Below are 14509 nucleotides of genomic sequence, written 5' to 3'. Positions count from 1 at the left end.
GAAAGCCGGAGCCCATGGGCGCAAACCGGGAGCCTCGGCGCGAACGGTCATGCTGCTGGGCCCCGGTTTTCACCGGGGAAGCGAAGTGGGGGAAGTCGCAAGCGCTTCCATATTCCGGAATAGCCGCAATGGCGACAATCTGCTGATCGCAGCGTCCAAATGGCTCAATCAGGACGTTTCGGGACTGGCAGCTTCGGGATGAACGGGAAAATCCGTGAACAATCCGCTACTTGAGCGCGCAGCTTACTAGAGTATGAGTTATATTGGCGGTATGAAAAATGAATTTGATTATGATGTTGCCTTCTCTTTCACGGCCCAAGACGAGGCGCTGGCAACGCAGCTGAACGACTTGGTATCGGACAGGCTGAAGACGTTCATCTATTCGGAGCAGCAGAAGGCACTAGCTGGGACAGATGGCCAGACGGCATTCAGCGACGTCTATGGCAAGATGGCTCGGATCGTTGTCATCCTGTACCGGAAGGAATGGGGGCAGACCCGCTGGACTGGCGTAGAAATGAACGCCATCCGAACGCGCGCTTTCGAGCATGGTTTCGATTTTACGGTGTTCATTCCGGTGGAACCAAGTCCCAGCACTCCTGCATGGCTGCCCCCTACGCGTCTATACGTCGGTCTCGAGCGCTGGGGCGTTGAGGGAGCCGCAGCCGTCATCGAACAGCGCGTCATCGACGCAGGGGGCGTCTCACAGCCGGAATCCGTTGCAGAACGGGCAGCCCGGCTAAAGCGGGCGACTGACCTGAAGAATGCCCAGCATCAATTCGAGCGATCGCAGGAGGGCACGGCTTTGGCTAACGGGGCCTACGAGGAGTTCTCAGACAAATTAAGCGCGGGAACCAAGACCGTTCAGGCGTCAGGCGTGAAGCTGGAGTATAAGACATCGCAGCATTTCAGGATCGTCACCTGCTACCCCGTCAATCTGATCTGCAGTTGGTATCCCCACTACACGAACTCAATCGAAAACATCGACTTGCATGCCACCTTCTACAAAGGTTTCCCCGCGCTTCCTGGCTTCTATCCGTCCTTTAACAAGGCAGTGCAACTTAGGGCCATGAAGTTCAAGTACGCCCTCGTGAGGATGGACCAGAGAGCCTATGTCTCAAAGAGCGCGCCCGTGAAGGAGTTCACGCCAGAAAAGCTGGCTGAACACCTGCTTTCACAGCTGATGGACATCGTGGAGCGTACGCCGCGAGATTGATCGCTGCACCATGGCTTCCTCAGCTTGGACGTGAACGTGGCCTGAGTTCATTCATGAGTCTAAATGTCCCTCTTTAGGATCTAAGGCCGGCGACTACCCTTTGCTTTCAGCCTCCGTAGCGCCTATTATCGGTTGCTGACCGGACGGCAGGTTTTGGAACGGGATCGCATCGAGCTGAACGGCGACGATGGCCTCGCTTCCAGCCCTTGCACACCGCCACTAAGCGCCCGACGTCACCACCGACCACCTCACCACCACCACGCCCTCCCCCTACCCCGGCGGTGTCGACAGTGTCTCGATAACCCGGCACTGCGCAATCCGCCCCTGCCGGCACTGGTCGAGCATCGCTGAGAGTTCGGCCTTCAGCGCGGTCAGCCGCGAAATGCGCAGTTCGATTTCGGCAAGGCGGCCCGAGGCGATGGCGTCGACCTGGGCGCAGGATTGGTGGGGGTTGTCCTGCAGGTCGAGCATGGCGCGGATGGAGTCGATCTCGAAGCCGAGTTGGCGGGCGTGGAGGATGAAGAACAGCCGGCGCACGCTTTCATCGTCGTATAGACGGCGATTGCCCGCCGTGCGCACCGGCTCGGGCAGCAGGCCGATCTGCTCGTAATAGCGGATGGTGGGCACCTTGACCCCGCTGCGCCGGGCCGCCTCGCCAATCGGGAAATCTTTCATTTGGCGCTTGCTCCTCTAGTCGCTGGAGATTCTAGCATCGGCGCGAATTGAATTGAAGGGTATGCCCAATGAGCGGATCGTGCTGCAACCAGAGCGCTGCGGAACAGGCGGCGAGAGCCCATGCGGACACGATTTATCGCCGCGTCCTGTGGGCCGTGCTGGCGATCAATGCCGTGATGTTCGTCGTCGAAATCGGCGCCGGCATCGCCTCGCGCTCGGCATCGTTGCAGGCCGACGCCGTGGATTTCCTCGGCGACGCGGCCAATTACGGCATCAGCCTTTTCGTGGTGGGGCACGCCCTGCACATTCGCGCCCGGGCCTCGCTGGCCAAGGCGCTGACCATGGGCGCGTTCGGGGTCTGGGTTCTGGGCGTTGCCGCATGGAACGTTGCGACCGGCGCCACGCCGCATGCCTATACGATGGGAATCGTTGGGTTCAGCGCCCTTTTGGCCAATGGTGCGAGCTTTGGGTTGCTGTGGCGCTTTCGCGCTGGCGACAGCAATATGCGCTCGGCCTGGATTTGCACCCGCAACGACGTGGTGAGCAATTTCGCCGTGCTGCTGGCCGCGCTGGGGGTGTTCGGGACCGGCACGGGGTGGCCGGACGTCCTGGTGGCAGCGATCATGGGCATTCTGGCGATTCAGGGCGCGGCGGCGGTTACCCGGCAGGCGCTGGCGGAGCTGCGGCCATACAGGGTGCGGCCCGCCGAGTAGGACGCCGGTCGCGCTATGGCGCCGATTCACCCCGGCGCCTCTTGTCATTTCCCCTTTCGCACCACATGTGTTGCCCACACGAGGAGAATTGACCCATGGCAACCGATTTTCTGGGACGCATGCTGCGCAACGACCTTCCAGACCCCAACACTTCGCCTGAACTGTTCGAGGGGATTCTGACGCGGCGTGCCGTGGCGTTCGTGATCGACTGCATCATCATGGGCGCGGCGATCCTTGTGGTCACACTGGTCGCCGGCATTCTGGGCATCTTCACGTTCGGGTTGACCTGGTTGTCGATCCCGCTGATCGTGCCGGTCACCTTCGTTGCCTATTATGCCGTGACGCTGGGCTCGCCCTCTCGCGCCACGCTGGGCATGCGGGCCACCGATATCGTGCTGACCCCGACGCGCGAAACCACGCTGGATGGCTGGATGGCCATGATCCATGTGGTCGTGTTCTGGATTTCGTGTTCGCTTCTGACACCCTTTATCATCCTGATCGGGCTGTTCACGCCGCGCCGCCAGTTGCTTCACGATATGATCGTGGGCACGCTGATGGTCCGCCGCTCTCCCATGGTTCGGCACTGGCAGGCCTATGCCCGCACCGGCAACCCGGCCGGATAAGCATCTCCTGCCGCTTGGAACCGCAAGGCCGGGGTTCGGTTTTTCCCGCCCGCTTTTGAGATTTGTCGCGTTGCGCCCGTGATTAGGTGCGACTACAATCACGGATGAGCCGTTGGCATTTGTGTGAGCCGGTCCAACGGCTTGAACGTTTTCGGTTTGCCGCTGCCTTTCGAGGGGCGACGGACACCCTGCGGGCCAAGCGAGTACCCTCATGGATCATACGCCGGAAAGTGCGCAATTCTTTCTGACAGCCCCTTCGGCCTGCCCCTATCTGGAAGGCCGGCAGGAACGCAAGCTGTTCACGCACCTGTCGGGCCGGCGCGCGGCGGCGCTGCATCATCTGTTGTCCGATCATGGGTTCCGCCGGTCCCAGAACCTGATCTACCGTCCGGCCTGTCTCGATTGCGATGCCTGCCAGTCGGTGCGCGTGCGCGCCATCGATTTTTTCCCCGCCACCCGCCACAGGCGCAATCTCAAGCTCAATTCCGATATCGTGGCCGAAATGGTCGCGCCTATCGTCTCCGCCGAGCAATACGGGCTGTTCAAGCGCTATCTCGATGCGCGGCACGATGGCGGCGGCATGACGCAGATGAGTTATCTCGACTATGAGTTCATGGTCGAAGATACCCCGGTTCAGTCGGTGCTTGTGGAATACCGGCTGGCCGTGGACGGACCCGATGGCGTGGCGGGGCAGCTTGTGGCCGTGGCGCTGACCGACCCCCTGCCCGACGGGCTTTCCATGGTGTACAGCTTTTTCGATCCGGCGCTGTCGCGGCGCGGGCTGGGCACCATGATGATCCTCGACCATATCGCCCGCGCCCGCATGGCGGGCGGCTATCTCTATCTGGGATACTGGGTCAAGGATTCTCCGAAAATGGCCTACAAGGCCGCTTCCCAGCCGCTCGAAGTGCAGCGCGGCTCGCGCGGCTGGGTGGACCTCGACCCCGAGACCGGCGCGGAACCCGAATAGGTGGGGTCTATAGGCAAGATACTGGCCGCGCTGGTTGCCGCAGGCTATCTGCTCGCCTGCTGCCTTCTGGCCGGCATGGCGATCGTTGCCGCGCTGGGGTTCATCTATCCGGCAATGGACCTGTTCAACCATATCCAGCCGGTGCTGTTTCTGGGCCTTCTGGCGCTGCTGGCCGGCAGCCCGGTCTTGGTGCGCTTCCGCACCCTGCGCGCGCTGGCTCTGAGCATCGCGGCGACGGGCTTTGTCGCATCGGGCATCATCTACGTTCCCGAACTGGTCAACGGCCTCGTCCCGCGCACCGCAGTCGAACAGGGCGAGCGGATCTACAGGCTGATGACGTTCAACGTTTTCGGGCGTAACGAGGAGCCGCGATCGATCGTCGCCAATGTCGAGGCGGTCGACCCCGACATCGTGGCGCTGCAGGAATACAGCCCCGGCGTGCGCAGCGTCGTCCATCCGCTTCTCTCGGAAACCTATCCACACTTCCAGTATTGCGCCGGAGGCGAGCGGGCCTTTGTGGGCCTTTATTCGCGCCTGCCGTTCGAGCCGCTCGATGCGGACGCCTGCTCGGCCTCGATCATGAGCACCGACCGCACGGCGCGCATCATCGTGCGCTTCCAGACCGAGGACGGGCCGGAATTTTCTCTGGCCACGACCCATAATGACTGGCCGGCGCCCGTCACCCGCCAGGCCGAGCAGTTCGCGACCCTGGGCGAGGCGCTTTCGACCGTCGAGCCGCCGCTGATCCTTGTGGGGGATTTCAACTCGACCCCCTGGTCCTACGCATTGCGGGGCTTTGTGGGCACCGCCGGGCTGACGCGGCACACCTACAACCTGCCGACCTTCCCCACCCTCTGGTATTATCTGCGCGACTGGCGGGCCATGTTCCCCATCCTGCCCATCGATCACGTGATGACACGCGGCGCCATCGCCATCCACGACCTGCGCACCGGCGCGCCGAGCGGCAGCGACCATCTGCCGATCATCGTGGATTTTTCGGTGGGGCGTGAGGGATAAGGCGCAAAAGGAAGGCCCCCTCGCCCGGCCGGCTACGCCATCCGACCTCTCCCCCTAAGGGAGAGGTAAGAAATGTCGCGAGCGCCGAGAACTACCTCTCCCTTAGGGGGAGAGGTCGGCGCGAAGCGACGGGTGAGGGGGCCTTGAGCGTTTGTAAGATAGACCGCGCTCAACCCAATCCCCTACCCCACAAACCTGTTGTTGCGCGGGAAACCCGTCGGGGGCTGGCGGCCGGCCTGGGCGCGGTCGCCGATCCAGTCGAGCAGTTCTTCCATGGATTTCGAGTAGTTCCGGCCCGAGGAATCGGTCCAGGTCAGCCCGTCGGCGGCATTGAACAGCTTGGCGTCGGAAATGCCGCCATCCTTGTATTTCTGCAGCCTCACGCCCTTACCCCGGCTCATTTCAGGAAGCTGAGCGGCAGGGAAGACAAGCAGCTTGCGGTTCTGCCCGATCACGGCAACCGTATCGCCGTCGGCGCGCACGCAGAGCTTGGCTTCGCCCTTGCCCGAGACATTGAGCACCTGCTTGCCCTTGCGGGTGTTGGCGATCAGATCGTCCTCGGCGACCATAAAGCCGTTGCCGATATCGGAGGCGATCAGGCGCTTGGCGCCGGGCTTATAGACGAACAGATCGACGATATCCTGGCCCTCTTCGATATCGACCATGATGCGCACCGGCTCGCCATGGCCTCGTCCGCCGGGCAGCTTGTCTGCGCCCAGCGTATAGACCTTGCCCCCGGTGGTGAGCATCAGGAGCTTGTCGGTCGTCTCGCAGGTCAATGCCAGCTTGAGCCTGTCGTCGGTCTTGAAGGTTTGGGCCGAAGCGTCGTTATTGTGGCCCTTGAGCGCGCGGATCCAGCCCTTTTGCGACAGGATCACTGTGATCGGCTCGCGCTCGATCATCGCGGTTTCGATATCGGCAAGATCGGTTTCCGGCGCGGCGGCGAACTGGGTGCGGCGGCGACCGAGCAGGGTATCGGGGCCGTAGGTTTTCTTGAGCTCGCCGATCTCGGTGGTGATGACGCCCCATTGCTTTTTCTCGGAGGCCAGGATGGCCTCGATATGGGTCTTTTCCTCACTGAGCTTGTCGTACTCGGTGCGGATTTCGATTTCCTCGAGCTTGCGCAGGCTGCGCAGGCGCATGTTGAGGATGGCTTCGGCCTGCACTTCGGTCAGATCCCATTTGGCCATCATTATGGCCTTGGGCTCGTCCTCCTCGCGGATGATGCGGATCACCTCGTCGAGGTTGAGATAGGCAACCAGATAGCCGCCGAGCACTTCGAGCCGGTGTTCGATCTGGCCGAGGCGGTAGCGCGAGCGGCGGACCAGCACGTCCTTGCGGTGATTAAGCCAGGCCTTGAGAACTTCGGCGAGGTTCATGACGCGCGGAATCTGGCCCTTGTCGAGCACGTTCATGTTCAGCGAAAACCGGCTTTCGAGCTCGGTCAGCTTGAACATGGATTCCATGAGCAGCACGGCATCGACTGTGCGGGCGCGCGGTTCGAGCACCAGCCTTATGTCCTCGGCGCTTTCGTCGCGCACGTCTTTCAGCAGCGGCAGTCGGCGGGCCAGCAGCAGTTCGGCGATCTTTTCGACCAGCCGGGACTTTTGCACGCCATAGGGGATTTCGGTGATGACGACGTTGTAGGTGCCGCGCCCGCTGTCCTCGATCTCCCATTTGGCGCGCACGCGAAAGCCGCCGCGCCCCGTGGTGTAGGCCTGTTCGGTCGCCGCCGGGTCGTCGACGAGAATGCCACCGGTGGGAAAATCGGGGCCGGGAACGAAACGGATCAGGTCTTTTGCGGTCGCTTCGGGATTTGAAAGGATATGCAGGCACGCGTCGCACAGTTCGGCGACGTTGTGGGGCGGAATGTTGGTCGCCATGCCCACGGCGATGCCGCTCGAGCCGTTGGCGAGCAGGTTGGGGAAATTGGACGGCAGGACGACGGGTTCCTCGTCCTCGCCATCGTAATTGGGCCGGAACTCGACGGCGTCCTCGGTGATCGCTTCGAGCAGGCGCTGTGCGACTTCGGTCATCCGGCTTTCGGTATAGCGCATGGCCGCGGCGCTATCGCCGTCGATCGAGCCGAAATTGCCCTGCCCGTCGACCAGAGGGTAGCGCACGGCGAAATCCTGCGCCATGCGCACCAGCGCGTCATAGACGGACTGGTCGCCATGCGGATGGAACTTACCGATCACGTCACCGACGATACGGGCCGATTTCTTGTAGCCCTGCGCCGGATCGAGCTTGAGCAGCCGCATGGCGTGCAGGATGCGGCGGTGGACGGGCTTGAGCCCGTCACGGGCATCGGGCAGCGCACGCTGGGTGATGGTCGAGATGGCATAGGAGAGATAGCGCTCTTCCAGCGCACGTCTCAGATCGACTATGCCGTCGTCTTTTTCGTCATCACGGGGCGGATCGATGGTTTCGGCCATTGGCCATCCTTTGTGGGCAAAACGAATCAGTTTGTCATTATATCGAACGACACCCCGATTTCCCCGGTTTCCGGCATTTTTCCGGGTATCGGATCGATGTGTTCACAGCCTATTGGCCGGCGCTTGCCAAATGGGCGATCAACCACTCGCGCGTTGACGGCTGCTCGATCTGGCGCGCCGACCAGACGTGGCGGTCGAGGAAATAGCCGGTCAGCGCGAACGCGGGTTTTATGTCTTCGGACGAAGGTTCCGAGGCACCGGACAGAAACCCCGGCAGGGCGAAAAGCCGGTCGGTGTAAGGGGCCGCGGCCTCGGCGCAAACCGCCCTGCCCGTCCTGGGGGAAATATGGGTGAGGTTTTCGTGCACGCCGGTTACCGCGCAGGTTTCCAGATCGAGCCCGAAGCCCAGTTCCTCGAGCAGGTACATCTCGAACCTCGCCAGTTCGGCCGCGAGATCGAGCGGGTGCCAATCGTCATCGATCAGCGAAATGACGCCGCGCAGCAATTCGTCATGCGGGTCACGTTCAGGCAGCAGGCGCAGATGGTCGGCGAGCAGTTGGACCAGATAGAGCTTTTGCCGGTCAGCGAGGATTTCTGCGGCACGCAGCCGGGTCGCTTCGGCGGTAAACGTGCCCAGATGGTCTTCGAGCCGGGCCCGCCATGTAAGCTGGGCTGAATTTCCCGCTTGAAGGAACGCCGCGTGCCTGGGCGAGCGCCCGCCCCGCACCAGACCCAGGCAGCGCCCCCGGCCCGGCACCATGGCCTCGAGGATCACAGCAGACTCGCCGTGCCGCCTGACACCGATGATAAGACCCTCAGAGGACCATTCCATGGCAGATCATCTCAATCGAAGCGTTGTCGCTTGTGGCTTCTGGACCCCGGGAATAAATCCCGGGGTGACACCGGTTGGTTGGGCAGCCACACTGCCTCGCCCTCTGTCACCCCGGCCATCGAGCCGGGGTTCGGTACATTCAGCACCCAATGCAGAGCCGCAAGCGCTGCCGGTTACTGGGTTCCGGGTCGAGCCCGGGATGACGGCGGTTGATTTGGCGGGCATGGTGTGCACCGTGTCAAACCAAGCCTTACTTCGTCCAATCCAGCCCCATCTCGCGATACCGCTCGGGATCGTCGGCCCAGTTGGCGCGCACCTTGACGAACAGGAACAGATGCACGTCGGTTTCGAACATCTCGATCAGTTCCTTGCGCGCCTCGGCGCCGATGGTCTTGATGGTCTGCCCCTTGGCGCCCAGCACGATCATCTTGTGGGTGTCGCGGGTGACGTAGATCACCTGCTCGATGCGGTAGGAGCCGTCCTTCTGGATCTTGAAGCTCTCGGTCTCGACGGTCGCCTGATAGGGGATTTCGTCGTGGATGCGCAGGAACAGCTTTTCGCGGGTCACCTCGGCGGCGGTCAGCGCCATGGTCAGATCGGTCAGGTGCTCTTCGGGGAAGTGCCATTCTTCGAGCGGCGCCTTTTCGCGGCACCACTCGACAAAATCGGCGACCCCGTGCCCGCGCAGGGCGGAAATCATGAAGGTGGTCTCGAAATTGACCTTCTCGTTGATCTTTTTGGACAGGCCCAGCAAGTCCTCGTGCTTGACCTTATCGATCTTGTTGATGACCAGCACCTTGGGCTGGCGAATGTTGTCGAGCCCTTCGAGCAGGGATTCAACTTCGGCGTTCAAGCCCTTCTGGGCATCGACGATCAGGGCCACCATGTCGGCATCCCCGGCCCCGGTCCAGGCCGATTGCACCATGGCGCGATCGAGCCGGCGCTTGGGCGCGAAAATGCCCGGCGTGTCGATGAACACAAGCTGGGATTCCTCGATGGTCAGAACGCCACGCACCTGGGCGCGGGTGGTCTGGGCCTTGTGGGTGACGATGGACACCTTGGTGCCCACAAGGGAATTGAGCAGGGTCGATTTGCCCGCATTGGGGGCGCCAACCAGGGCGACGAAACCGCATTTGGTCGCCATATCATCGGGTTCACTCATTGGTCGGCCTTCCAAACGCCTTCGCGCAGCAGGAATTTTTCGGCCGCCTGATGCTCGGCCAGTTTTTTCGAGGTTCCGGTCGCCGTGATGGCTTCAAAGCCGCGCACGGATACCGAGATGGTAAAGACCGGCGCGTGATCGGGTCCCGAACGCGCCGTTTCGACATAGGCGGGAGGCTCCAGCCCCTTGGCCTGCGCCCATTCCTGCAGCGCGGTCTTGGAATCGGCCCGGCGCGCCTGCGCCACGTCCAGATTATCACCGAACATGCGGTCAACGAAAATATAGGCCGGATCGATGCCGCCATCGGCATAGATCGCCCCGATCACCGCCTCGCAGACATCGCCCAGAATGGCGTCCTTGTCGGCGCCGCCGGTCCGCGCCTCGCTCTCGCCGAGCCGAACGAAGCTGCCCATGCCGAGTTTGCGGGCCACCTTTGCGCAGGTTTCCTTGCGCACCAGTGAATTGAGCGTACGCGAAAGCTCGCCCTCATTGGCCTTGGGCAGCCGTTTGCACAGCATATCGGCCACTACGAGCCCCAGCACCCTGTCGCCGAGGAATTCGAAGCGCTGGTAGGACTCGGCGGTGCGTTTGGAGGGGGATACGGCGCTCGAATGGGTCAGGGCGCGCAACAGCAGGGCGGGGTCCTTGAAAACATAACCCAGCCTTGCCTCAAGCGTCTCGCGGTCGCGCGCCCTCAAGCTCATTGGTAAACCGATGTGAACATCCGGTCGAACCGGACATTGCCCGGCCAGCGCCAGATCTGCCAGGGCGGAATGTTGTCGTTAATCGAGAAGAAGCGCCACTGGGCCTTGCCGACGAAATTCTCGAACGGCACATAGCCGACCGCCGAAAGCGAGCGCGAATCGAGCGAGCGGTCGCGATTGTCACCCATCATGAAATAATGACCGGGCGGAACCGTATAGACGCCGGTATTGTCGAACTGGGCGTTGTCGGAAATTTCCTGGGTGATGTAGCTCACGCCATTGGGCAGGGTCTCGCGGTATTCGATGACCGGAATATCGACGCCGGTGCTGTCGCGATCGACCGTATCGCCAACCTGCTCGCGCTCGACGGTTTCGCCATTGATGGTCAGGCGCCCGTCGATCATCTGGATCTGGTCGCCCGGCAGGCCGATGACGCGCTTGACGTAGTTTTCGCTCTGGGGCACCGGGCGGATGACGGCGATGTCGCCGCGCTGGGGGGCGTTGCCCAGGATGCGCCCGTTCCAGGGCACTTCCGAATAGGGCAGCGAATAGCGCGAATAGCCATAGCTGTATTTGGACGCCAATATGTAGTCGCCAATCATCAGATTGGACTGCATCGACGCAGTGGGGATGGAAAACGGCTCGAAGGCGAAGGTACGGAACACCAGAGCAATCAGCAGCGCCTGAACGATGATGACGATGGTTTCGCGCAGTTCGCCCTTGCCGGTTTTCTTCTTGGCGGCGTCCGACATAGGGGTGCTCATGGGTTGGAAATCTCGCAGGTTTGTTACGGGAGCGGCCGGGCCGGGTCAACAGGCAGGGCCTCGATGATGACGAAGGCCTGCGCCATGCCGTTGTCGTCGGTGATCGAGACGTGAATATGGGGCTCATGCCCCTCGGGCACAAGACGGGCGAGCATCGCTGCCGCGCCGCCCGTCAGCTTCATCGTGGGCTTGCCGCTGGGCAGGTTGACCACGCCCATATCGCGCCAATAGACCCCCCGTGAAAGCCCGGTGCCCAGCGCCTTGGCGCAGGCTTCCTTGGCGGCGAACCGCTTGGCGTAGGACGCGGCACGCAGGCGCCGCCTGTCGGATTTGGCCCGCTCGATCTCGGTAAAGCAACGCTGCGTGAACCGCTCGCCGAAGCGCTCGAGCGTGCGCTCGAGGTGGGCGATCTCGCAGATGTCGTTGCCCAGACCGATGATCATTGCAGACCGCGACTTCCCGGCTTTATTGCCGGCATGGCAGCCAATTCGGGCGGCAGGTTGTCGGGCGCGTAGGCGGGCACCTTGTACTGGGTCAAAGACACCAGCGGTACGCCCACATCGGCCTCGCCCGCAGAGCGGTCAACGATGCAGGCCGCAGCGATCACGTCGGCGCCCAACGCCTTGATCGCCTCGATGCATTCGCGGATCGACAGGCCCGTGGAAACGATATCCTCGACGATGATCACCTTCTCGCCCGGCTCGACCGAAAAGCTGCGGCGCAGTTCGAACACGCCGTTGACCCGCTCGGTGAAAATGGCCGGCACGCCCAGATGGCGCGAGGTTTCATAGCCCGGAATGATGCCGCCCACGGCGGGCGAGACGATCTGGGAGACGTCGCCATATCCTTCGGCCCGGATCTTTTCGGCCAACGCCTTGCAGAGCTTTTCGGCCTTGTCGGCGAACATGAACACGCGGTTCTTCTGCAGGAACACCGGCGAGCGCAGGCCCGAGGACAGAATGAAATGGCCTTCGAGCAACGCATCGCAGGAGCGGAAAATATCGAGGACTTCGTCCTGGGTCATTGGGGTTCGGTCTCCATTGTCTCTTGCGTTCCTGCCTCGAGCGCGCCTTCCATGCCCGAAATGGCGTTGGCCTGGACCATGGTGGCGCGCTGGACCCGCGACAGGCCCGGTGTGCGTTTGAGCGTTGCCAGCACATCTGTCAACTGTGTCAGGTCGTGCACTTCGAGCTCGAAGATTAGCTCATGGGAATCGGCGGCAAGGGCGCGCATGGCCAGGTTGGAGATATTGGCATCGCACGCGGCAATCGCCCCGGTGATCTGGGCGAGCGAACCGGGCCGGTTCTGGGAATACATGGAGACGACGACCTTGAACCGGGTCTCGGGCTTGCCGGCCATGTCCCAGCGCACATCGATCCAGCCCACATCCTTGTCGTGAAAACCGGCAAGCGCCTCGGATTCCATGGGATAGACTTCCATGTGCCCCGATTGATGGAAGATGCCGATGATGCGGTCTCCGGGCACCACGCCTTCGCGCGATATATCGACCGGCATGTTGAAATCGAACCCGACCATGGTGGCGAATTTCTTGATGGCGGTGTGCTGGCCGCCGGGCATGCGGAACTTGAAATATTGCGCGTTGCGTAGCGCGAACCAGCCCTCGGCATCGTTGGCAACGGGCAGCACCAGCCTGCCCTTGCGCCGGCGCTTGCCCTTCAGGGAGGTGGTTTCGCGCGCCAGGTCCTCGGCGGAAATCCGGCCCTCGCCTATGGCCGCGAGCATGGAATTGCGGTCGGCCATCGAGAAGCGATTGGCCAGGGCAACGATCTCGTCCTCGTTGAGTTCGAGCGCTTCGCGCTCGATTACCGCCATCAGGACCTGCTCGCCCAGGGCGATCGCCCGCGCAAAGGCGCCCTGGCGCACGGCGCGGCGAACCGCGGAGCGCGCCTTGCCGGTCATGGCGATGTTTTCCCAATTGGGTGGCGGGGTATGGGCCGGATCGCGCAGGATTTCGACTTCATCGCCCGAATGAAGCTGGGTGATGAGCGGCATGACCGTGCCGTTGATCTTGCATCCCACGCAGGTATCGCCGACATCGGTGTGGACGGCATAGGCGAAATCGATGGGCGTCGCGCCACGCGGCAGCGCGATCAGACGCCCGCGCGGGGTGAAGCAGAACACCTGATCCTGGAACAGTTCGAGCTTTGTGTGCTCGACGAATTCCTCGGGGTTATCGCCTTCGGTCAGCCGGGCGATTGTCGAGCGCAGCCAGTTGTACGCCTGGCTCTCCTCTTCGAGCCTATGCATGTCGCCGGAAATGGCTTCCTTATAAAGCTGGTGCGCCGCGATGCCGAATTCGGCGATGGCGTGCATTTCCTGGGTGCGGATCTGCAGTTCGACACGCTGGCGGCCGGGACCGACGATTGTCGTGTGGATCGAGCGGTAATCATTGGCCTTGGGGACCGAGATATAGTCCTTGAACCGGCCCGGCACCACTTTCCAGCTCGTGTGGATGACGCCGAGCGTGCGGTAGCACGCATCGATGGTATCGACGATCACCCGGAACCCGATCATGTCGGAAAGCTGTTCCAGCGCAATCGCCTTGCGCTCGATCTTTGAATAGATCGACCAGGCCGATTTGAGCCGCCAGGAGACCTTTGCCTTGATCCCCTGCCCGGCCAGATGCTCTTCGAGTTCGCTGCGGATTTCGGCGATGATCTCGCGGCTGGAAATCTCCATCTGCGACAGGCGCGAGGTTATGGCATTGTAGTGCTCGGGATAGAGCGATTTGAACGCAAGGTCCTCAAGCTCGTTGCGCATGTCCTGCATACCCATGCGGCCGGCGAGCGGGGCATAGATATCCATGGTTTCCTGGGCGATGCGGCCGCGCTTGTGCATGGGCATGAATTCGAGGGTGCGCATGTTGTGCAGGCGGTCGGCCAGCTTGACCAGCAGCACGCGCACGTCCTGGGAAATGGCCAAAAGCAGTTTTCGGAGATTTTCGGCCTGAGCCTCCTCGCGCGAGACGAGGTTGAGGCGTTCGATCTTGGTCAGCCCGTCGACGATCTGGCCGATCTCGGTGCCGAACATCTCGTCGATTTCCGCGCGGGTGGCGTCGGTATCCTCGATGGTGTCATGCAGCAGCGCCACGGCGATTGTCGCATCGTCGAGCTTGAGATCGGTGAGAATGGCTGCGACTTCGAGCGGATGGGCGAAATAGGGATCGCCCGAAGCGCGCGTCTGGCTGCCATGCTTTTGCATGCCGTAAACGTAGGCCTTGTTGAGAAGGGCTTCGTCGGCATTGGGATTATAGGCCAGAACACGTTCGACCAGTTCGTACTGACGCATCATGCGCCGGGGTACTCCAGGCAAATTCAAAGATCACAAACTGCAAAGGCGCCGGGCCGGAGCCAGACGCCTTTGCAAACTATACAGATAGG

At 62.0% G+C, this 14509-nt stretch carries 14 protein-coding genes; 5 read left to right on the top strand and 9 right to left on the bottom strand.

From position 1 onward, the window contains the following. Positions 1-253 precede the first annotated feature (253 nt). The gene (locus KKY_RS05370) at positions 254-1213 is read left to right on the top strand and encodes a hypothetical protein (RefSeq protein ID WP_041528601.1); all 960 of its coding nucleotides are present in this window, start codon (positions 254-256) and stop codon (positions 1211-1213) included. A 270-nt stretch (positions 1214-1483) separates the two neighbouring features. On the opposite strand, the gene KKY_RS05365 is transcribed toward KKY_RS05370, so the two are convergent. After that, positions 1484-1888 carry a MerR family transcriptional regulator gene (locus tag KKY_RS05365; protein ID WP_014130296.1) on the bottom strand — a complete coding sequence of 135 codons (405 nt, stop codon included), beginning with the start codon at positions 1886-1888 and terminating at the stop codon, positions 1484-1486. Between the two features lie 68 nt (positions 1889-1956). On the opposite strand from KKY_RS05365, the gene KKY_RS05360 reads away from it, so the two are divergent. The 4 genes from KKY_RS05360 to KKY_RS05345 all read left to right on the top strand — a co-directional run bounded on the left by KKY_RS05360 (position 1957) and on the right by KKY_RS05345 (position 5211). Then, positions 1957-2601, top strand: coding sequence for a cation efflux transmembrane domain-containing protein (locus KKY_RS05360; protein WP_014130295.1), 645 nt, complete (start codon positions 1957-1959; stop codon positions 2599-2601). A 95-nt stretch (positions 2602-2696) separates the two neighbouring features. Then, on the top strand, positions 2697-3224 hold the full coding sequence (locus KKY_RS05355) for an RDD family protein (protein WP_014130294.1): 528 nt from the start codon (positions 2697-2699) through the stop codon (positions 3222-3224). A 211-nt stretch (positions 3225-3435) separates the two neighbouring features. Then, positions 3436-4194, top strand: a complete 759-nt coding sequence (locus KKY_RS05350) for an arginyltransferase (protein WP_014130292.1) — start codon at positions 3436-3438, stop codon at positions 4192-4194. Then, entirely contained in the window at positions 4195-5211 is a 1017-nt protein-coding gene (locus KKY_RS05345) for an endonuclease/exonuclease/phosphatase family protein (RefSeq protein ID WP_014130291.1), read from the top strand. Positions 5212-5393: 182 nt separating this feature from the next. On the opposite strand, the gene parC is transcribed toward KKY_RS05345, so the two are convergent. From parC to KKY_RS05305, 8 genes are all read right to left on the bottom strand, one after another. Then, a complete protein-coding gene (gene parC, locus KKY_RS05340) occupies positions 5394-7646 on the bottom strand; it encodes a DNA topoisomerase IV subunit A (protein ID WP_014130290.1) in 2253 nt (750 codons plus the stop codon). A 109-nt stretch (positions 7647-7755) separates the two neighbouring features. Beyond that, positions 7756-8478: a DNA repair protein RecO gene (gene recO / locus KKY_RS05335; protein ID WP_041528600.1), complete on the bottom strand. Its 723-nt coding sequence runs from the start codon at positions 8476-8478 to the stop codon at positions 7756-7758. A gap of 250 nt (positions 8479-8728) precedes the next feature. Beyond that, positions 8729-9640: a GTPase Era gene (gene era / locus KKY_RS05330; RefSeq protein WP_014130288.1), complete on the bottom strand. Its 912-nt coding sequence runs from the start codon at positions 9638-9640 to the stop codon at positions 8729-8731. Continuing rightward, on the bottom strand, positions 9637-10344 hold the full coding sequence (gene rnc / locus KKY_RS05325) for a ribonuclease III (protein ID WP_014130287.1): 708 nt from the start codon (positions 10342-10344) through the stop codon (positions 9637-9639). The genes era and rnc overlap by 4 nt, the downstream gene beginning before the upstream one ends. Next, positions 10341-11096: a signal peptidase I gene (lepB, locus tag KKY_RS05320; RefSeq protein WP_014130286.1), complete on the bottom strand. Its 756-nt coding sequence runs from the start codon at positions 11094-11096 to the stop codon at positions 10341-10343. Before lepB ends, rnc begins: the two co-directional genes overlap by 4 nt. A 35-nt stretch (positions 11097-11131) precedes the next feature. Then, a complete protein-coding gene (gene acpS / locus KKY_RS05315; protein WP_014130285.1) occupies positions 11132-11551 on the bottom strand; it encodes a holo-ACP synthase in 420 nt (139 codons plus the stop codon). Further along, a complete protein-coding gene (gene pyrE, locus KKY_RS05310; protein WP_014130284.1) occupies positions 11548-12132 on the bottom strand; it encodes an orotate phosphoribosyltransferase in 585 nt (194 codons plus the stop codon). Before pyrE ends, acpS begins: the two co-directional genes overlap by 4 nt. Then, positions 12129-14420: a RelA/SpoT family protein gene (locus tag KKY_RS05305; protein ID WP_014130283.1), complete on the bottom strand. Its 2292-nt coding sequence runs from the start codon at positions 14418-14420 to the stop codon at positions 12129-12131. Before KKY_RS05305 ends, pyrE begins: the two co-directional genes overlap by 4 nt. Positions 14421-14509: the final 89 nt, after the last annotated feature.

Origin of the sequence: Pelagibacterium halotolerans B2, assembly GCF_000230555.1 — a bacterium.
In the GTDB taxonomy this organism is placed as follows: Bacteria; Pseudomonadota; Alphaproteobacteria; order Rhizobiales; family Devosiaceae; genus Pelagibacterium; species Pelagibacterium halotolerans.
Note: the sequence above shows the minus strand (reverse complement) of the source record. Positions and strands in the feature narration are given on the sequence as shown.

What these genes read in the sequence shown, in the direction of transcription:
- KKY_RS05370 (WP_041528601.1), top strand. Translation starts at nt 254, where the DNA reads ATGAGTTATATTGGCGGTATGAAAAATGAATTTGATTATGATGTTGCC.
- KKY_RS05365 (WP_014130296.1), bottom strand. Translation starts at nt 1,888, where the DNA reads ATGAAAGATTTCCCGATTGGCGAGGCGGCCCGGCGCAGCGGGGTCAAG.
- KKY_RS05360 (WP_014130295.1), top strand. Translation starts at nt 1,957, where the DNA reads ATGAGCGGATCGTGCTGCAACCAGAGCGCTGCGGAACAGGCGGCGAGA.
- KKY_RS05355 (WP_014130294.1), top strand. Translation starts at nt 2,697, where the DNA reads ATGGCAACCGATTTTCTGGGACGCATGCTGCGCAACGACCTTCCAGAC.
- KKY_RS05350 (WP_014130292.1), top strand. Translation starts at nt 3,436, where the DNA reads ATGGATCATACGCCGGAAAGTGCGCAATTCTTTCTGACAGCCCCTTCG.
- parC (WP_014130290.1), bottom strand. Translation starts at nt 7,646, where the DNA reads ATGGCCGAAACCATCGATCCGCCCCGTGATGACGAAAAAGACGACGGC.
- recO (WP_041528600.1), bottom strand. Translation starts at nt 8,478, where the DNA reads ATGGAATGGTCCTCTGAGGGTCTTATCATCGGTGTCAGGCGGCACGGC.
- era (WP_014130288.1), bottom strand. Translation starts at nt 9,640, where the DNA reads ATGAGTGAACCCGATGATATGGCGACCAAATGCGGTTTCGTCGCCCTG.
- rnc (WP_014130287.1), bottom strand. Translation starts at nt 10,344, where the DNA reads ATGAGCTTGAGGGCGCGCGACCGCGAGACGCTTGAGGCAAGGCTGGGT.
- lepB (WP_014130286.1), bottom strand. Translation starts at nt 11,096, where the DNA reads ATGTCGGACGCCGCCAAGAAGAAAACCGGCAAGGGCGAACTGCGCGAA.
- acpS (WP_014130285.1), bottom strand. Translation starts at nt 11,551, where the DNA reads ATGATCATCGGTCTGGGCAACGACATCTGCGAGATCGCCCACCTCGAG.
- pyrE (WP_014130284.1), bottom strand. Translation starts at nt 12,132, where the DNA reads ATGACCCAGGACGAAGTCCTCGATATTTTCCGCTCCTGCGATGCGTTG.
- KKY_RS05305 (WP_014130283.1), bottom strand. Translation starts at nt 14,420, where the DNA reads ATGATGCGTCAGTACGAACTGGTCGAACGTGTTCTGGCCTATAATCCC.